Raw genomic sequence first — 19,273 nt, 5'->3', positions numbered from 1 at the left:
TATCCATAAAAATCAGCATTTCTCAGCAATATCATAAATCAGCCGTTCTGTATCTTCCCATCCGAGGCAAGGATCTGTGATGGAACAGCCAGGAGTCATATGATCACTGATATCCTGACGGCCCTCCAGAAGATAGCTTTCAATCATAACACCCTTCACCAGCTTTTTAAGTTCCGGATTATAATTACGACTGTGAAGTACTTCTGAGACAATTCGGCTACATAAGCTTTAGATTTGCCTCTGAGTGGTATGCAGGGGGAGTTGGAGAAAGCAGAGAATATGGCTTAACATATCGTCTTAAAGACGGAAAGAAGTTGGCGGTTCAAGATGTTGCGTCTGGAAAAAAAGTAATGTAAAGAAAAATATAGCAACAGCATATTCGAAAAAACTTTCCGGCCAGGGGTATTCTTATGTTATGAAAATGAAGTATTCAGACTTTCAGTTTTATATTAAACCCGGAAAAAAAGTCGTTGTATGTTTTGGTCCATATGGAGCATTGGGAGCACATGGAAAAGTTGTGGTTGAAATAAAAGGCAAATTATAAGGATTGATCAGCTGCAAATTCTGCTTGAACGGTACGCCTATTCTGAAATCGGCGGTACATTCATTCTGATTTAGCGGTATGCGTTTTCTCTTTAGAGCTGACAGCACCAAACAAAAATATCCTGACAGTTACAGAGCTTTCTGGCTCTGCAACCTACAAAGTCTATGAAAAAATCTTCCCCAGTACTTTCTCATCCACCATCTCGCAAACCCAGCTAAACCCAATCCCCACCAAATACATAAGCAGAAAACAGACCACTGCATAAACATAAGCATTTGCTCCAATGGTGGTATGCTGCAGCAGGGCCATAGGCAGTCTCTGCATAATATACAATCCGAACAGATGCTTTCCGGTGAATTCCAGGAGTGAATTTCCAAGCTGCATTTTCATGGTAAACATCACAACCACCAGTGCGAATACAACAGCGCCGATGGCATACATACAGATCTGCTGGCGGGTTTTGTAAACTACGAGGAGCAGGGCCAGGAGTATAAGGGCTGCAAGGATGTAATTCTTTGTGGCCTTTAATTTTACATCAATTTTTTCCTTAAAGAATCCGTACCACATGCCGGCGGGGTAGCAGAGCATGGTGTTGTACCAGTAGTCGGTTTTGTGGAGGAACAGGATGTACATGCTTATCACGGTCAGAACTGTGATGAAAAGCAGAGAGGGTACAGGGCTGTTTTTTAAGATCCGGAATGCGAACCAGGTGATGAGGTACAGGATCAACATGACAAAAATGTACCAGTTGCTGTTGCCGAGGCTTTCCCAGCCCAGCAGTGCCAGGAAAATTTTTTGCATGGAAAAGGTTCTTCCCATGAAAGAATAGGCTGCCAGATAAAGCAGTACGGCCAGATCAAAATGCACCAGTGTCCGCAGCACTCGGTGAACTGGGATGCGGCGGACGTAGGGCGTGCCTTTTTTCATGATGGAGACGAAGACACCGTATCCGGAATAAAGCAGGAACAGGGTGACTACCAGCTGGCCAGAGTGGGTGCGCCAGAACTGGAAGATCCGGTCTGTGGGGCTGTTCATCTGGATGTACTGGCAGAAGTGGATCATGAATACCAGCAGCAGAAAAAATCCGCGGATGATGTTGGTCTGTTTCATCGAGATATATTCCGGATTGAATTCCACAGGCCTGGATGGAATGAGCAGCAGAAGGATTGCTGCCAGAATGAAAAAGTCCATAAAATAAATTCTCCTTGAGATGTTTTTGGAGTGCTGCCCCGTTTGTATACGCAGGTTATACAGAAAAACTTTGAGGACTACAGTGATTTCAGCACTTTAACAAGCCGTGAATTATCCTCCGGCATCATAATACAGAATCGCACAAATTCCCCGTCCAGGCACTGGAAGGAAGAACAGTCACGGATCATCATGCCTTGTCTGATGCAGGCTTCAAATACGTCATAGGAGGTCAGTCCGTTTTTCAGGATCCTGAGCAGGATAAAGTTTGCATAGGCGGGATAGATTTTGTAGGTGTCTGTATCCTTCAGCTCCCGGATCATCCGATCACGTTCGGAAAGGATCAGATTTCTGGTTTCTTTAATATAATCTTCATCCCGCAGCATGATCTCTCCTGCAAAGGCACCAAGGCTGTTAAGTGACCATGGTGTCTGTTTTTCGCGCATTTTTGCAAGAAATTCCATGTTTCCGGTGATGCCGTAGCCCAGGCGTATTCCGGGAGCGGCGAAGAATTTCGATACGCCGCGGAGTACCATGAGATTGGTGAATTCCCGTGTCAGCGGAACTGCGGTGATGGCGTTGATATCCGGGGCAAATTCTACATAGGTTTCGTCGATCATCACGAAGATATTTTTTTCAGCACAGAAACCGATGAGTCTGCGAAGCTCTTCCTGGGTGATGGCAGAGGAGGTTGGATTGTTGGGGTTGCAGAGAATGAGAAAATCATAGCCCTGCTCCAGCTTCCGGCAGAGATCCGGAATGTCTGGCTCGAAATCATTGCTTTCCTGAAGGTGGTAATATTCCTGGGTACTTCCGGAGAAGGATAGCTCTCTGGAGTATTCAGAATAGGTAGGCCCAAGGATCAGAGTGTGCTTCGGGGCACGCTCCTGGATCAGAAGGGAGATCAATTCGCTGGAGCCGTTTCCCGGAAGAATGAAATCAGCGGGAATATTGCAGTAGCCGGAAATCGTATTCCGAAGGGATGTGTATTCTCTGTCCGGGTAGGAGGAAAGAATATCCACGTGTTCTGCAATGGCTCTGCCGGCTTTTTGGGAAAGGCCCAGAGGATTGACATTTGCACCGAATTTGACGATGTTTTCTTTTTTCAGATTGTAGTAGCTGCAGATCTTTTCTATATCACTTCCGTGAAAAACGGGTTTGGTATCCATTTTTGTCACCTCACATTTTTATTTTTTTCGTAAAAAATTTATATCCAGTATACACCAGAATACGGGACAAAAAAAGACGGGATAAAAAGTTTCTGTATTTTTTTGAACAGGATATTACTGAAAATTGCTTTCTGGAAATGTATGGGAATATTTGATACAATGAGCAGGTAGCGAATGCGGATGGCGAATATCCATGCTGTTTGCCAATGTGGATTTTCCATTGCCCGGCAGGATGCGTTTACGTGGCTTTGTATTGGAGTCAAAGATGCGGATGAACGGCAGCAGAAGAAAATTGCAGAAGTGACAGAGATCCTGAAAGGTGCAGATAATGCAACCAGTTCCCTGCAGAGGGATTTTCGCATCCGGAGAAAACAGACGGAGCTGGAAACCTTCAGCGGCTATATTGTGAAAGAAGCGAAGAAACTGGGTGTTTCCATTCCGCTTTCCGAAAAAATATATCAGGGACTTATGGAAATGGCAGAAAAATTCTGACTGAAAAAGGTGAGTTTTTCTGGTGGAATCCTGTATGCTCTGGTACAATGGGGATATAAAAAATCCTGTATCGCGGGCTGACAGGTTATCTGTGATACCGGAAGGGAGGAAAAGAGATGAAAAAAGTATTTTTTGCTGTTATTGCAGTGATCGTGATCCTTGCCGGAGGACTTATGCTCAGTTACAACGGGCTTGCCGGAGGTAAAGAAGCTGTGGAAACTGCAGAGGCTGATGTGGATACCATGCTGCAGAGACGGGCAGATCTGATCCCGAATCTCGTCAGCACGGTAAAAAGTTACACGAAGCATGAGACGGAGATTATTGACAAGGTTCTGGCGGCGAGGGACCAGCTGATGAATGCGGATACTGTAGAAGAGAAATCTGAGGCAGATCAACAGATGGACAGTGCACTTTCCGGTCTGAAGGTTGTGGTGGAAAATTATCCGGAACTGAAAAGTGATACTACTTATGTGGGCCTGATGGATGAACTGTCCGGAAGCGAAAACCGGATCTCTGTAGCGAGAAAAGATTATAATGAGGCTGTGAAAGCTTATAACACAAGGCTTGTGAAATTCCCCGGGAATGTATTTGGTTCCATGCTTGGCTTTGAAAAGGCGTCATATTTTGAGGCCGATGATTCAGCAGCAGATACGCCGGATGTAGGGGATATGCTGGCAGAGTGATAAGATCAGACCATTGTTCTGATGAAATGAAAGAACGGATAGAGGGAGAATATCCTATGAAAAAATGGATCGGACGGATGGCTGTGTTGCTGGCTTTTGTATTGACGCTGTCCGGAAGTACGCTGGCAGTTTTCGGGGAGATCCCGTCTGCCACAAAAGAATTCTATGTTAATGATTATGCAGGGATTTTCAGCGATACCTGGAAGGAAGAGCTTTGCAAGGCTGGTGAACAGCTGTATGATGATACCACAGCGCAGCTGGTTGTCCTTACCGTGGATACCACCGATGGGGAAGACATCAGTGATTATGCAGTGGAAACCGGTCGCAAATGGGGAATTGGTTCAAAGAAGAAAAATAATGGTATTCTGATCGTCCTTTCGGTTTCAGACCGTAAAGTCTGGGTATCTGTCGGCTACGGTCTTGAGGGAAAGCTGCCTGATTCAAAGACCGGACGACTTCTGGATGAATATGCAGTTCCTTCCTATAAAGACAATCAGTTTGAAAAAGGTACCGTGGAGCTTTATTATGCACTGTTAAATGAGATCCGTGAGGAATACGGTCTGGATAAGATAACAGCTCCCAGATATGAGAAGGTGCAGCCGGATGTGGACGATGATGAGGATGAGGATGATGGAACTGTCTGGGAGATCGCACTGGGGCTTGTGATGATCGTTTTGATCATGGTGGGCGCATATCTGCTGTGCGTGATGCTTCCTGTATTTCTTATCGTAACTATGGTTCTGGTTCTGAAGGGCCTGATAATGAAATTGTCGGGAAAGGATACCGCAGACTACTGGAAAAAGAATTTTAACCGTATGAGTGTACTGCATCGGCTCTTTAATTCCCTGTTTCCGCTGAGCTGGATTCTGGGAAGAGGAGGAAAAAGCAGCGGTGGAAGTTCCGGCAATGACGATGACAGAGACGATGATTATGACAGCTACGACAGCGGAAGCTCCGGAGACGGAGGAAGCTTCGGCGGTGGCGGTGCCGGCAGGGATTTCTGATGCTATTGACAAAATTTCTCAACTTTGCTACAATGACGAAAATCAATTCCGTGAGGGAGTAATTCGCGTGTAGACGTGGTTTGTCAACATACTGGTGCATGCACCTGGCAAATCTTAAAGAATGAGACTCATGTATATTTTATTTCTGTTACAGAGATAGAGTATACGTGGGTCTTTTTTTATGGCTCCGGAGCGGATGAATATGCAAAGGAGAAGAAAAATGCTGTTATTTATGAAAGTTCTTTTTACCCAGTTTATTGCGGAAATGGGTGACAAAACACAGCTGATGCTGGTGGCAATGACTTCCAGGTTCAAGCTGAAGGATATTTTGCTTGGAACCGGTGTTGCGATCCTGGTGCTCAACGGACTGGCAGTGCTGGCAGGAGGTATTATCAGTACCGTGGTCCCTACCTGGCTGATCCGTCTGATCGCAGGTGCGGCGTTCCTGTTTTTTGCGGTGACAACGCTGAAGGGTGACGATGATGAGGAAGAGAATGTTAAGGATCGTAAGATCAAATTTGCACCGCTGTCTGTATTCTGCACATTTTTTGTTGCGGAGCTGGGGGATAAGACACAGCTTACTGCAATTACATTTGGTGCCAATGAGGGGCTGAGTTCAGCGGTTGTGGTATGGCTTGCCTGTTCACTGGGACTTTTTGCGGCGGATGTGATCGGACTTCTGATCGGGTATCTTCTGAAAAGCAAGGCACCTGAGGGAATCCTCAATACAGTTGCATTTGTTATTTTTTCCATTTTTGGAATCCTGACGCTGAGACAGGGATTTGGCCTTCTGCTCGGGGCGGGCTCTTCTATGATCCTCCCGCTTACCTTAGCGGTTACGGTTATGTTTGTGATCGTCTGTCTTGTGCTTTATAAGCAGGCGAAAAAGAATTAAATTATTATAAGGAGCTTTGCACAGAATAAGGCTCATACCGGAAAAAGCCTTCGCATACACTGTAAAAAAGCGTCTTCGGGGGCTTGGCAGTGAAGGATTATATTGAAGAACGTGCAGTTGAGATCGCAGGATATATTGTTGAAACAAAGGCTACGGTGCGGCAGGCGGCGAAGAAATTCGGGATCAGTAAGAGTACGGTACATAAGGATTGCGCAGAACGCCTGAAAGTGATCAATCCGGCTCTGGCCATAGAAGTTCGCAAGGTACTGGATGTAAACAAGCAGGAGCGACATATCCGGGGAGGTATCGCTACCCGGGAAAAATATCTCCATGCTCATATCCGATGAACAGGCGGTCCGGATTAAATGCTGATCATAAAATATGAATGTCTGTGTTATTATCCGGCTTGCTTTGGTTGACATACCTGATAAGATGTGCGAAGATTTATCATACGATAGAAATAGCAAAATACAGCACATAGGAAAGAGAGGATTTTATCATGCTGAAACAGTTATCCATCTATGCAGAAAATAAAAAGGGTGTTATGCAGAACATTACCGGTATCCTGAAGGACGAGGATATCAACATTCTGGGCTCTGTAACCAATGACAGCGCAGAGTACGGAATCGTACGAATGGTAGTTTCGGAGCCGGATAAGGCAATGGAGGCTCTGATCGCTGCCGGATATCTCTGCCACGTGATCGAGGTGATCGGAGTGGAGGTTGAGGATAAGACCGGAAATCTGAACGATCTGCTTCTTACACTGAAGGACAGTAATGTGAGCGTGGATTATCTGTACCTCTCCTTTAACCGTGATTCCGGCAAGCCGATCATGGTATTCCATACCGAGGATATTATGGAAGTGAGAGCCTGCCTGAAATCCAGAGGCTATACCGTTTTATAAAAACAGGATTTCACTGTGTGGCAGATACTTTTATCCATCTGGTAAATATTAAAAAGTCCTATATTATAAACACGAAATATTAATTTTACAAATGTATATGACCATGCTATCATATACCCATAATAGTTCTTAACCTGTAAACAGCCACCTCAGGATATGTGAATATCCGTATCATACAGGCCGGGAACTAAAAAACTCATCACATAAAGTTAATAATTACACCCATGAAGAAATCTGTGGATCAGCGTACACAGATTCCTTCAGAAAGAAGCTGTTACATCGGCGGAGTTTCTGTGTCTCCAAGGATGTGGCAGCTTTTTTCTTTTACTCTGAAAAAATTCGCAGTAATTTCACAAAAACATGATACAGTAGGAAACATGTTATGATCTGTTTTGTAAAAATGCTCAGGTTTATGAGCATGTGATAAAGTAAGACGCAGATGTTCGATTTACAGAATACAGAGGATCAGAAAAAACGACGGAAAAGAAATGCCTGAAGCTGCTGCAGACAGACGAGGAAATGAAATGAGACCAATAAGAATACAGAAAGCGGAAAAAAATAAAAAAAGGGGAAACAGAGGGGGAATCTATCTCCTGGCATTTCTATTTCCGGTGCTGATCTTTACGCTGGGCTTTGCACTGAAGGGTGTTTATCCTTTTGGAGAAAATTCGGCGCTGGTAGTAGATGGAGTCCATCAGTATACAGTCTTTTACAGGGAACTTTCAGAGCAGCTTGGAAAGGGAGCGGGCTGGACCTGGTCCGCACATGCCATGGGATATAATTTTTATGGATTGTTTTGCTATTATCTCTGCAGTCCGTTCAGCTTCCTGGTACTGCTGTTTATGAAATTCATGTATGTAAACGAGGCTGTCACTGCGGTGATCCTGATCAAGGTAGGGATTTGCAGCGTATCCATGGCATGGTATTCCGGGAAAAAATATCCGGGTAAAGACTGCATGGCAGTTTCTGTGGGGTGTATGTATGCACTGTCCAATTTTCTGATGGGATATTACAGCAATGTGATGTGGCTGGACTGTATCATGCTCCTGCCGGTTCTGGCATATCTTATTGAACGGCTGGTAAATACCGGAAAGTGGAAAGGGTACTGCCTTGTTCTGGGGTATGGTATCCTGACAAGCTATTACATGGGATTTATGCTGTGCACCTTTGCGGCTCTGTATTATGTGGTACAAATGATTATTCTGGAAAAGGAGAAACGCCCGGAGAAGATCCCACATTCTCTGCTGAAATTTGCCGGAGCCTCCATTGGCGGAGCCGGCCTTGCAGGAATCACGCTGATCCCGGGAATCGTTGCAGTATCCCGGACACCGGCTGCGGCAGAAGCGGGAACCGGCCTTCAGGGTGTCTACGGAGATATCTGGAAACAGCTTGGCGCATTGATGGAAGATTCCATGTCTTTTGTAAAATCCGGGGAGCAGGGAGATGTAAACCTTTACTGCGGATGTGCGGTGCTTCTTTTTGCAGGAATCTATTTCCTGAACAAAGAGATCCGCAGGACAGCAAAGATCATGTTAGGGGCAATGGCTCTTCTGTATTTTGCAGGCTTTCATATCACAGCGCTGAATCTGTTGTTTCACGGAATGCACAAACCGGTGGGGATTCCCAATCGTTTTGCGTTTATTCTCATCTTTCTGCTTTTGAAAATAAGCTGTGATGCCTGGGGAAAACTGGAGAAGGAAAGCGGGAAGAGGATTTTGGCAGGATTTATCCTGGCAGAGATATTTTGTACTGTTGTAGGGCTGAAAAGCGGAAAAGGGCTGGGAACCCTTCTTACAGACGGAGTGATCGCGGCATTTTTTCTTCCGGTGTGGACGGGCAGTTTTCTTTGTGGAAAACTTCCGTCACATCCGTTGGGACGTGTGGAAATCAGGAAGATCGTATCTCTGGTCCTGGCCGTAATGATACTTGCGGAAACCGGAATCCATGGTGTTTTCAGTATCACAGACAACGGAACTGCCAACCGTGATGTTTATGCGGAAAGTGACAGGGAAGTGACCAGTCTTATGAAAAAGACAGGGGCGGATCAGGTAAACTACCGGTCGGCCATTGTAAATCCCCTTGTTCGAAATGAGGAAATGCTGTACCAGCTGAACGGAATCTCCATGTATTCTTCCACGAATACAGAAGAAATGTGGGATTTTGTCCGAAACATGGGATTTGAAAATCTGGAAAATCGTTATCAGTATGCGGGAGCTACCGAGGTGATGGACATGTTGCTGGGAATCCGGTATCTTCTTTGTAGAAATACAAGAACGCTGCATACGGCATATGAAAAGATCGGCGAAAGTGCATCCTTTGATCTGTATGAGAATCCCCGGGCATTGAAAGGGGCATATATGATAAACAATTCTGTAGCGGATTATGCCATGGAAGGAACGGATCCGCTGGAAGTGCAAAACCGGCTTCTCAGCGGGATCGTGGGAAAAAGACTGTACAAAATGCAGACGATAAATTCAGATTCCCTGCTGGCCGGAAGAGCGGTTTTTACAGTGCGGTTGAAAAAAGGAGAGCATGGATATCTCTATATTCCGGGGACGGAGCCGGAGAATGTGACCATTAACGGGCAGAGCCAGACATCGGATTACTGGAACAATAATTTTCTGGATCTTGGAACCTGTCAGTCGGATACCACAGTGCGGGTAACGGCAGACTGTGGCATGGAAGAGGCAGTTCTGGGAACCTATCAGGAATCGGATCTGGATGAGATCTACCGGAAGCTTTCGTCCCAGCAGACAGATCTTTCCGACGGGAAAGGCAGTATATCTGTGAAACAGGATGGGATATTGCTGATACGAAGCTTTTATGATCCGGATATGCAGATATTTGTGGATGGAAAAAAAGTACAGGCAGTAAGTATTCAGGGACTTACAGGCATAAAGCTTTCCAAAGGCAGTCATGAGATCGTTATGAGATATAGCACCCCGGGATTAAAACAGGGAGCAGTTCTTTCTATATTAATGGTTATGATCCTGGGAATTTCCCAGATTGTAGTGGAAAGGCGGAAAAAGACGTGCTATACTTCCAGGAAGGAGCGGAGGCCATAACCGGATAAAAAGGCCGTTTCCGGCTTGCGGGAGCCGGCGGCTTTGAACCTGCAGGAGATGCTGCAGTACAGAAAGGAAAGGCCATGGAAAAACTGTGGAAAAAACTGGAAGCGCAGATGATACAGTCTTACGAAAGTATGGTGCGGGATGATGGAGATGTGACGGCGTGGAATCAGGCGTTTGATACTTTGATGAAAATCGTTGAGAGCGGACGCAGGGAAAAGCACAATTTTGCACCGGAGCTTTTTTGCCTCAGCGGCATGGAAGGGTTTTCTTTTGATCTGAAAATATGGATCAATGATTATCTGGAAACACTGGAACAGGAAGAGGACCAGGCTCAGATGGAAAAAGTCTGCAGAAAGCTTCTGGATCTTTTTGCGTGGAAAGAGGAAGCTCCGGCGGATCTGAGATTTCGTCTGGCGTCATCGATGCTGTCCCTGGACAAAAAAGAAGAGGCCGGTGATTTCTGCCGGGAATGGTACCTGCAGGATGAAGATGATCCTACAGCTGCAACGGCGCTGATCTATACCTGGATCGCAGGAGGAAGGCTGAAGGAAGCCCAGAAGATCGTGGACCGCTGGATGGAAAAAGAAGAAGGATATACGGAAGAGAATGCGGAGATTTTCGGAGCGGCGTCTCTTTTAAGGACAGTTTCCGGGAATATATCCGTGGAGAGAAACTGAAAGTTACAGAGGATCGTTGTAAAGAGATCGTGATCAGGCAGGATAGAGATGACGGAGCTGTAAAAATGGGGGATGGGATTTATGAAGATCACAATGGTGCATGGGCAGAACCATAAAGGTTCTACTTATCATATAGGAAAAATGCTGGCAGACAAGCTGGGTGGAGAAGTGACAGAGTTTTTTCTGCCAAAAGATTTCGGGCATTTCTGCATTGGATGTAACCAGTGTATTGTGAAGGATGAGAAGCTTTGCCCATATTATAAAGAACTGAAACCGCTGACAGATGCCATTGACAGCGCAGATGTGATCATTCTTACAAGTCCGGTATATGTTTATCACTGTACCGGTTCCATGAAAGCATGGCTGGATCACTATGGCTACCGATGGATGCTGCACAGGCCAAACCCGGATATGTTTTCCAAACAGGGAGTCTGTATTTCTACCGCAGCAGGTGCCGGAACGAAATGGACCAACAAAGATATGGCAGACAGTATGTTTTTCTGGGGGATGGGAAAGATATACAGGTACGGTACTGCCGTTCATGCCATAAATTATAAATCAATTTCTCCGGAAAAGATGGCGGAGATTGAGAAAGCGACCGATAAGCTGGCAGAAAAAATCCGTAAGAACTATGGCCATGTAAAACCGGTGTTGAAGACCAAAACATATTTCGAGGTGATGCGTAAGCTTGTAAAAAGTGGATGGAATGAAGTGGATGTGGCTTACTGGAATGAACACGGGTGGACAGAAAAGGCCAGACCCTGGAGGTAAAACCGTCATTTTCGCAGGGTTGTGACATCTATGAAGAAAACTGTGTTAAACCCCTGTAAAATCAGCAAAAATTCTTCATAAAACACCTTGACAAGCCCTGTATTTACGGTCTATAATGAGCAAGCGTGCGAATGAAACGTTATATTTTCGCATGCCGTAATTTTGTAAATAGCAACCGCGAGGCCCCATGGGAAAGCCCATGGAGAAATAAATCGGGAGGTGAAATGGAATGCCAACATTCAACCAGTTAGTAAGAAAGGGCCGTCAGACAGCTGTTAAGAAATCTACAGCACCGGCTCTGCAGAAAACATACAACTCTTTAAGAAAGAAAGCAGTTGATCAGGCTGCTCCACAGAAACGTGGTGTTTGTACTGCTGTTAAAACAGCTACTCCTAAAAAGCCTAACTCAGCTCTTAGAAAGATCGCCAGAGTTCGTCTTTCCAACGGTATCGAGGTAACAAGTTATATTCCAGGAGAGGGTCACAACCTTCAGGAGCATAGCGTTGTTCTTATCCGTGGAGGAAGAGTTAAGGACTTACCTGGTACAAGATACCACATCATCAGAGGTACTCTTGATACTGCAGGTGTCGCTAACAGAAAACAGGCTCGTTCCAAATACGGAGCTAAGAGACCTAAAGTTAAAAAATAATTTTTGTAGATCAGAAATCTACACCGCTTCCTGATTGCAGATAATCAGGAGGATTACAAAGATATTATTCATCTAATGTATTACAGCGGAAGACTATAAGGATTTGTACGGTATTCCATATACCCTGTCGGTTGCGGGTTAAATATAGGACCTTACCAGTGCGAACATGCAATAGTTTTACTGCGTGAGTACCGATGATATAATCAATATGATTAAGGAGGGAAGTAACGTGCCACGTAAAGGACATACTCAGAAAAGAGACGTTCTGGCTGACCCGATGTACAATAACAAAGTGGTTACCAAACTTATCAATAACATCATGTTAGACGGTAAGAAAGGTGTTGCTCAGAAAATTGTATACGGTGCATTCGCCAGAGTAGAGGAAAAAGCTGGTAAACCAGCAATTGAAGTATTTGAAGAGGCTATGAACAACATCATGCCAGTTCTCGAGGTAAAAGCAAGACGTATCGGTGGTGCTACTTATCAGGTTCCGATCGAGGTAAGAGCAGACAGACGTCAGGCACTTGCTCTTCGTTGGCTTACAATGTTCTCACGTAAGAGAGGCGAGAAGACAATGGAAGAAAGACTGGCTAATGAGCTTCTGGACGCAATGAACAACACAGGTGCATCCGTTAAGAGAAAAGAAGACATGCATAAGATGGCTGAGGCAAATAAAGCATTTGCTCACTATCGCTTCTAATTCGAGGAGGAAAATTCATTGGCTGGAAAAGAAGGAAGAGAATATCCGTTAGAGAGAACCAGAAATATCGGTATCATGGCGCATATCGATGCTGGTAAAACAACTCTTACAGAGCGTATTCTTTATTATACAGGTGTTAACTACAAGATCGGTGATACTCATGAAGGTACAGCAACAATGGACTGGATGGAGCAGGAGCAGGAGCGTGGTATCACAATCACATCCGCTGCTACAACATGCCACTGGACTCTTGAGGAGAACTGCAAGCCAAAGCCAGGTGCTCTTGAGCATCGTATCAACATCATTGATACACCAGGACACGTAGACTTCACTGTTGAGGTTGAGCGTTCCCTTCGTGTACTTGATGGTGCTGTCGGCGTTTTCTGTGCTAAGGGTGGTGTTGAGCCACAGTCTGAGAACGTATGGCGTCAGGCTGATACCTACAATGTACCTCGTATGGCATTCATCAACAAGATGGATATCCTTGGTGCAAACTTCTACGGTGCAGTAGAGCAGATCAAGACTCGTCTTGGTAAAAATGCTATCTGCCTTCAGCTTCCAATCGGAAAAGAGGATGACTTCAAAGGAATCATCGACCTTTTCGAGATGAAAGCATACATCTACAATGATGACAAGGGCGACGATATCTCTATCGTTGATATCCCGGAGGATATGCAGGAAGATGCAGAACTTTATCATACAGAGCTGATCGAGAAGATCTGCGAGCTGGATGATGACCTCATGATGGAGTATCTTGAGGGAGATGAGCCTTCTGTAGACAGACTGAAAGCTGTCCTCAGAAAAGCTACATGTGAGTGTACAGCAGTACCGGTTTGCTGCGGTTCCGCTTACAGAAACAAAGGTGTTCAGAAACTTCTGGATGCAATCCTTGAGTACATGCCGGCTCCTACAGATATCCCGGCTATCAAGGGTGTTGACCTTGACGGCAACGAAGTTGAGAGACATTCTTCTGATGATGAGCCGTTCTCCGCTCTTGCATTCAAGATCATGACTGACCCATTCGTAGGAAAACTTGCTTATTTCCGTGTTTATTCAGGAACAATGAACTCCGGTTCTTATGTACTGAATGCCACAAAAGATAAAAAAGAGCGTGTTGGACGTATCCTTCAGATGCACGCTAACAAACGTATGGAGCTGGACAAAGTTTACTCCGGAGATATCGCTGCAGCGATCGGATTCAAATTCACTACAACAGGTGATACAATCTGTGACGAGCAGCATCCGGTAATCCTTGAGTCCATGGAGTTCCCGGAGCCGGTTATCGAGCTCGCTATCGAGCCTAAGACAAAAGCTGGACAGGGCAAACTTGGTGAGGCACTTGCTAAGCTTGCTGAGGAGGACCCAACATTCCGTGCTCATACAGATCAGGAAACAGGACAGACCATTATCGCTGGTATGGGTGAGCTTCACCTGGATATCATCGTTGACCGTCTTCTTCGTGAGTTCAAGGTTGAGGCTAACGTAGGTGCACCTCAGGTTGCTTACAAAGAGACAATCACCAAACCTGTTGATGTAGACAGCAAGTATGCAAAACAGTCTGGTGGTCGTGGACAGTATGGTCACTGTAAAGTTAAATTCGAGCCTATGGATGCCAACGGAGAAGAGCTGTACAAGTTCGAGTCCACAGTTGTTGGTGGTGCTATTCCGAAGGAATACATCCCGGCAGTTGGCGAAGGTATCGAGGAAGCTATGAAAGCTGGTATCCTCGGAGGATTCCCGGTAGTTGGTGTACATGCTAATGTATACGACGGTTCTTACCATGAAGTCGATTCTTCTGAGATGGCATTCCACATTGCAGGTTCTCTTGCATTCAAGGATGCTATGCAGAAAGCAGCTCCGGTTCTTCTTGAGCCAATCATGAAGGTCGAAGTTACTACACCAGAGGATTACATGGGTGACGTTATCGGTGATATCAACTCCCGTCGTGGACGTATCGAGGGTATGGAAGATATCGGCGGCGGTAAGATGATCCGTGGATATGTTCCGCTTTCCGAGATGTTCGGATATGCTACAGACCTTCGTTCCAGAACACAGGGACGTGGTAACTACTCTATGTTCTTCGAGAAATATGAGCAGGTTCCGAAGTCTGTACAGGAGAAGATCCTTTCTAAGAAGGACTGATCTACTATAAAATAATAAAATGCTTGCAAATAACCTTGGTTTGCAATATAATCAAGGTTAGCAAGTTTAAATCTGAAAAAATGCTCTGAATACAGAGTCAAGTTTTTTAAGGAGGACATTTTAAAATGGCAAAGGCTAAGTTTGAGAGAACAAAACCGCATTGTAACATTGGTACCATCGGACACGTTGACCATGGTAAAACAACTTTAACAGCAGCTATCACAAAAGTTCTGTCTGAGAGAGTAGCAGGAAACACAGCTACAGATTTCGCTAATATCGATAAAGCTCCAGAGGAAAGAGAGCGTGGTATCACAATTTCTACAGCACACGTTGAGTATGAGACAGAGCATAGACACTATGCACACGTTGACTGCCCAGGACATGCTGACTACGTTAAGAACATGATCACAGGTGCAGCTCAGATGGATGGTGCTATCCTTGTTGTTGCTGCTACAGACGGTGTTATGGCTCAGACTAAAGAGCATATCCTTCTTTCCCGTCAGGTAGGTGTTCCTTACATCGTTGTATTCATGAACAAATGTGATATGGTAGACGATGAGGAGCTTCTTGAGCTCGTAGAGATGGAGATCCGTGAGCTTCTTTCCGAGTATGACTTCCCAGGAGATGACATCCCGGTTATCCAGGGTTCTGCTCTTAAAGCACTTGAGGATCCGAGCAGCGAGTGGGGCGACAAGATCATGGAGCTTATGGATGCTGTTGACAGCTACATTCCAGACCCACAGCGTGACACAGATAAGCCGTTCGTTATGCCTGTAGAGGATGTATTCTCTATCACAGGACGTGGTACAGTTGCAACTGGTAGAGTTGAGGCTGGTGTTCTTCACGTATCTGATGAGGTTGAGATCGTTGGTATCAAAGAAGAGACTCGTAAAGTTGTTGTAACTGGTATCGAGATGTTCCGTAAACTTCTTGATGAGGCTCAGGCTGGTGATAACATCGGAGCACTTCTTCGTGGTGTTCAGAGAAACGAGATCGAGCGTGGACAGGTTCTTGCTAAACCAGGAACACTTACATGCCATACAAAATTCACAGCTCAGGTTTACGTTCTGACTAAAGACGAGGGTGGCCGTCATACACCATTCTTCAACAACTATCGTCCGCAGTTCTACTTCAGAACAACAGACGTAACAGGTGTTTGCAACCTTCCAGAGGGAACAGAGATGTGCATGCCTGGAGATAACATCGAGATGACAATCGAGCTGATTCATCCGATCGCTATGAGCCAGGGTCTTACATTCGCTATCCGCGAGGGTGGACGTACTGTAGGATCAGGACGTGTTGCTACAATCATCGAGTAATTTTAGCATAACATCTTAATTTTATAAATAGAGTACCGCAAGGTACATTGTGTCCAAACGTAAGATACCCCGGAACCGCAAGGTTTCCGGGGTTTTTCTGTTATGTGAAAGATTTGAATACAGCTATAAAGAATAGCGAATAAATTAAAACAGGCAGGTATGTGAAGAATTTTATTTTCTTCGCATATTGGCAAGGGAATGGTATCTGGCAGGAACACCGTACTGTGGAGATCTGGAATATATCTAGGCGAGAATAAAGGAAGAGGATATGCGGATACATACCGCAGGAAGAAGGTTTCCGCACAAAAAAATTGTAAGATTTCTTCAACTGTGAAGTCTAAAGGAGTGTGATTTTATGAAAAAGTTGATAGCATTGGTTCTAGCATTGGTTTGTGTGTTTGGTCTGGGCGGTTGCAACACCAAGAGTATGAATTATATTATTGAGAACAAACCAAGTGTAACGGGTATTGTAGAAGAGGTGCATAACGATTATGTCATAATGTACTCTGATACAGCAGATGGGTATCCGAATGGGTCAAGGTGGTCAATATCTTTGAGTGTAGAAAACAAGGACAGTTATACCAACCTTTCTGTTGGTGACGAAATTGTTGTATATCACGACGGAAATGTTATGGAGACAGACCCATTAAAAGTGGGGACAGTTTATGCCATTACATTGAAAACTCCTGATGACAGAACAGAGAACAACAAAGGCTGACTAATTCCAGTTTGTATAATTGAAAAAATAAAAAACGCATAGACAACTGTGTCTATTAGTGAAAATACGACATTTCTCGCTTTGTGTCGTGTTATTTGCAGATAACAGATTCTATATTTGATGATGAAAGGAGGAGTTGAGGTGGACCAAGTAAAAATCGGGAATTTTTTAAAAAAACTTCGCAAAGAAAAAGGCATTACACAGGAGCAGTTGGCAGAAATATTAAATGTCTCTGGAAGGACCGTATCCAGATGGGAAACCGGAGTTTCCCATAGTTAAAGATACCACACCAAATATGATGAACCCACGCTTATACACTACCAGCTATAATAAGCCGTAAGGACAGCAATTTGACACTGCTGTCCTTTCTTTTATAAAATTGCAGTACACAGAAAAAAGCTGTAAAATGGAAAATATATTTGTCCTTGTAACAATTCTCGGACATTTGCCTGTTATACTATCTGCAAAAAGAAAAGGAAGTGACAATATGAAGCAGATTTTAATTGTCGAAGACGATAATCTTTTGAATAAAACGCTTACTTATAATTTGGAATTGGACGGTTACACAATAACTTCTGTTCTGAATGCAAGGACAGCCGCTGAATCATTAAAAACAAACATTTTTGATTTGGTATTGCTGGATATAAATTTACCAGACGGAAATGGTTATGACCTATGCCGTCTTATCAAGCCAGAGCATCCTGATACAGTAGTTATATTTCTAACTGCCAACGATCAGGAAAGCGATCAGATACGAGGATATGAAGCTGGTGCAGTGGATTATATCACGAAACCTTTTTCGATTAGTGCTTTGCAGCGAAAGATCAAAGCCATGTTCGCTATGTTGGAACATCACAAACCAGCTAAGGATATTTACGAGGATGGTAGCCTGTTTCTGGATTTTTCGGAACAATTTGCAAGTTTGAACGGGAAACCATTAGCGCTTTCTGTGATGGAATATAAAATGCTGAACCTATTTCTTAAAAATCCGAAGCAGGTACTTACCCGCCAACAACTTTTGGAAAGGCTGTGGGACGTTGATGAAAAATATGTAGATGAACATACCCTTACTACTTCTATCAGCCGCATTCGCAGTAAGATTGAAGCGGATGGCGACACATATATCAAAACGGTTTACGGTATGGGTTATCAATGGACAGGAGGCGAAAAGAAATGAAACTGAATAACCTTTCTGCTAAGAAAATTTGTAGACTGATTAGTGCTGGCATGGTTTTCTCTATGCTGGTAATTACCGGTATTCTCGGCGGTATAATGCAGGATATACGAATTTTCATAGCAGGTGGAACATTGACACTCTGTGCATTTTTCTGGATTTGGCTATTGGTGCTGTTTTTTGGAAAACGCCTTTCTCATTTTACTTCTAATTTGTGCCGGACGCTGGACAACATGATTGATGGAAACGAGGAATTACAAAAGTCAAATGATAGTGAAACTCTTTTTGCCCGTATCAACCACCGCTTAATCCGGTTGTATGAGATTATGCAGGAAAACCGGCACAAGGTAGACATGGAACGACAGGAGCTTCAAATGCTGATTTCTGATATTTCGCATCAAGTCAAAACGCCTGTCAGCAATTTGCAAATGGTAACGGATACACTTTTAACAAAGCCTGTTTCAGAAGAAGAACGGATGGACTTTTTGCAAGGCATACGCAGTCAGACTGATAAACTGGATTTTCTGTTCCAAGCACTGGTTAAAACATCCCGGTTAGAAACCGGAGCAATACGATTAGAAAAGAAAGACAGCAGCTTATTCCATACGCTTGCACAAGCTATGAGCAGTATTGTATATGCCGCAGAGAAAAAAGAAATTGCTGTATCCGTGGATTGCCCGGAAAATTTGATAATCTCCCATGACAGCAAGTGGACAAGCGAAGCCCTTTTCAATCTGCTGGACAATGCGGTAAAGTACACACCGCCGGGAGGAAAGATTTCTGTATCGGTGGTTCTGTGGGAAATGTATGTAGAGGTCAAAGTTACCGACACCGGAAAGGGCATTTCTGAAAGCAATCAGGCATCCATCTTTCGGCGTTTCTACCGGGAGGAAGAAGTACATGAGCAACAGGGCGTGGGGATAGGTTTGTATTTAGCCCGTGAGATTGTGACAAGGCAGGGCGGCTATATCAAAGTCGTTTCAGAGCCGGGACACGGTTCAGAATTTTCTATTATGCTTCCTGTCAGGTAAGATACAGCCACTTTTTTTGAAATGTCCGAGCATTGTAACATTTCATCTCGATTTTCGATAAAAATTTTTCCTACCTCGGACATTTGTGTAACATTTGTGGTTTACAATGACTTCATCAACAGGTAGAAAGCCTTGAAAGGAG

20 protein-coding genes and 1 pseudogene are annotated in these 19,273 nt (G+C 44.4%); 18 read left to right on the top strand and 3 right to left on the bottom strand.

The window, feature by feature from the left end:
* Positions 1–12: 12 nt before the first annotated feature.
* A pseudogene (locus DWX61_RS15945) lies at positions 13–216 on the bottom strand (3-deoxy-7-phosphoheptulonate synthase); the annotation flags it as partial.
* 199 nt (positions 217–415) lie between these two features.
* Here DWX61_RS15945 and DWX61_RS19385 point away from each other — a divergent pair.
* Complete coding sequence (locus tag DWX61_RS19385) at positions 416–544, top strand: hypothetical protein (RefSeq protein WP_255639164.1); 129 nt, start codon at positions 416–418, stop codon at positions 542–544.
* Positions 545–706: 162 nt separating this feature from the next.
* On the opposite strand, the gene DWX61_RS15940 is transcribed toward DWX61_RS19385, so the two are convergent.
* Positions 707–1,735, bottom strand: a complete 1,029-nt coding sequence (locus DWX61_RS15940) for an acyltransferase family protein (RefSeq protein ID WP_118626287.1) — start codon at positions 1,733–1,735, stop codon at positions 707–709.
* A gap of 77 nt (positions 1,736–1,812) precedes the next feature.
* Positions 1,813–2,901 (bottom strand): pyridoxal phosphate-dependent aminotransferase, encoded by a 1,089-nt coding sequence (locus tag DWX61_RS15935; RefSeq protein WP_118626285.1) that lies wholly within the window; start codon positions 2,899–2,901, stop codon positions 1,813–1,815.
* A 174-nt stretch (positions 2,902–3,075) separates the two neighbouring features.
* On the opposite strand from DWX61_RS15935, the gene DWX61_RS15930 reads away from it, so the two are divergent.
* From DWX61_RS15930 to DWX61_RS15850, 17 genes are all read left to right on the top strand, one after another.
* Positions 3,076–3,393, top strand: a complete 318-nt coding sequence (locus DWX61_RS15930) for a ketopantoate reductase family protein (protein ID WP_270427792.1) — start codon at positions 3,076–3,078, stop codon at positions 3,391–3,393.
* 116 nt (positions 3,394–3,509) lie between these two features.
* Positions 3,510–4,076: a LemA family protein gene (locus tag DWX61_RS15925; RefSeq protein ID WP_118626283.1), complete on the top strand. Its 567-nt coding sequence runs from the start codon at positions 3,510–3,512 to the stop codon at positions 4,074–4,076.
* Between the two features lie 56 nt (positions 4,077–4,132).
* On the top strand, positions 4,133–5,080 hold the full coding sequence (locus tag DWX61_RS15920) for a TPM domain-containing protein (RefSeq protein ID WP_182434031.1): 948 nt from the start codon (positions 4,133–4,135) through the stop codon (positions 5,078–5,080).
* A 220-nt stretch (positions 5,081–5,300) separates the two neighbouring features.
* Entirely contained in the window at positions 5,301–5,975 is a 675-nt protein-coding gene (locus DWX61_RS15915; RefSeq protein WP_118626279.1) for a TMEM165/GDT1 family protein, read from the top strand.
* An 89-nt stretch (positions 5,976–6,064) separates the two neighbouring features.
* Positions 6,065–6,322: a sporulation transcriptional regulator SpoIIID gene (gene spoIIID / locus DWX61_RS15910; protein ID WP_118626277.1), complete on the top strand. Its 258-nt coding sequence runs from the start codon at positions 6,065–6,067 to the stop codon at positions 6,320–6,322.
* A 152-nt stretch (positions 6,323–6,474) separates the two neighbouring features.
* On the top strand, positions 6,475–6,879 hold the full coding sequence (locus DWX61_RS15905) for an ACT domain-containing protein (RefSeq protein ID WP_021653044.1): 405 nt from the start codon (positions 6,475–6,477) through the stop codon (positions 6,877–6,879).
* Between the two features lie 524 nt (positions 6,880–7,403).
* Entirely contained in the window at positions 7,404–9,944 is a 2,541-nt protein-coding gene (locus DWX61_RS15900; protein ID WP_182434030.1) for a YfhO family protein, read from the top strand.
* A gap of 83 nt (positions 9,945–10,027) precedes the next feature.
* The gene (locus DWX61_RS15895; RefSeq protein ID WP_118626273.1) at positions 10,028–10,627 is read left to right on the top strand and encodes a hypothetical protein; all 600 of its coding nucleotides are present in this window, start codon (positions 10,028–10,030) and stop codon (positions 10,625–10,627) included.
* An 81-nt stretch (positions 10,628–10,708) separates the two neighbouring features.
* Positions 10,709–11,398: a flavodoxin family protein gene (locus DWX61_RS15890; protein ID WP_118626271.1), complete on the top strand. Its 690-nt coding sequence runs from the start codon at positions 10,709–10,711 to the stop codon at positions 11,396–11,398.
* 229 nt (positions 11,399–11,627) lie between these two features.
* Entirely contained in the window at positions 11,628–12,047 is a 420-nt protein-coding gene (gene rpsL / locus DWX61_RS15885) for a 30S ribosomal protein S12 (RefSeq protein ID WP_015526360.1), read from the top strand.
* Positions 12,048–12,276: 229 nt separating this feature from the next.
* Positions 12,277–12,747 (top strand): 30S ribosomal protein S7, encoded by a 471-nt coding sequence (rpsG, locus tag DWX61_RS15880; protein WP_207660371.1) that lies wholly within the window; start codon positions 12,277–12,279, stop codon positions 12,745–12,747.
* An 18-nt stretch (positions 12,748–12,765) separates the two neighbouring features.
* A complete protein-coding gene (gene fusA, locus DWX61_RS15875; RefSeq protein ID WP_226844532.1) occupies positions 12,766–14,889 on the top strand; it encodes an elongation factor G in 2,124 nt (707 codons plus the stop codon).
* Between the two features lie 125 nt (positions 14,890–15,014).
* Positions 15,015–16,208, top strand: a complete 1,194-nt coding sequence (gene tuf / locus DWX61_RS15870) for an elongation factor Tu (protein WP_118515188.1) — start codon at positions 15,015–15,017, stop codon at positions 16,206–16,208.
* Positions 16,209–16,563: 355 nt separating this feature from the next.
* Positions 16,564–16,926, top strand: coding sequence for a DUF3221 domain-containing protein (locus tag DWX61_RS15865; protein WP_118626269.1), 363 nt, complete (start codon positions 16,564–16,566; stop codon positions 16,924–16,926).
* A 141-nt stretch (positions 16,927–17,067) separates the two neighbouring features.
* The gene (locus DWX61_RS15860; RefSeq protein WP_081019441.1) at positions 17,068–17,205 is read left to right on the top strand and encodes a helix-turn-helix transcriptional regulator; all 138 of its coding nucleotides are present in this window, start codon (positions 17,068–17,070) and stop codon (positions 17,203–17,205) included.
* 208 nt (positions 17,206–17,413) lie between these two features.
* The gene (locus DWX61_RS15855) at positions 17,414–18,103 is read left to right on the top strand and encodes a response regulator transcription factor (RefSeq protein ID WP_199650792.1); all 690 of its coding nucleotides are present in this window, start codon (positions 17,414–17,416) and stop codon (positions 18,101–18,103) included.
* Entirely contained in the window at positions 18,100–19,131 is a 1,032-nt protein-coding gene (locus DWX61_RS15850) for a sensor histidine kinase (protein WP_118004665.1), read from the top strand. The genes DWX61_RS15855 and DWX61_RS15850 overlap by 4 nt, the downstream gene beginning before the upstream one ends.
* Positions 19,132–19,273: the final 142 nt, after the last annotated feature.

The organism is Ruminococcus sp. AF20-12LB, from assembly GCF_003478985.1.
In the GTDB taxonomy this organism is placed as follows: Bacteria; Bacillota; Clostridia; order Lachnospirales; family Lachnospiraceae; genus Blautia_A.
The sequence above is the reverse complement of the archived record's forward strand: the minus strand, read 5'-3'. Positions and strand labels throughout refer to the sequence as shown.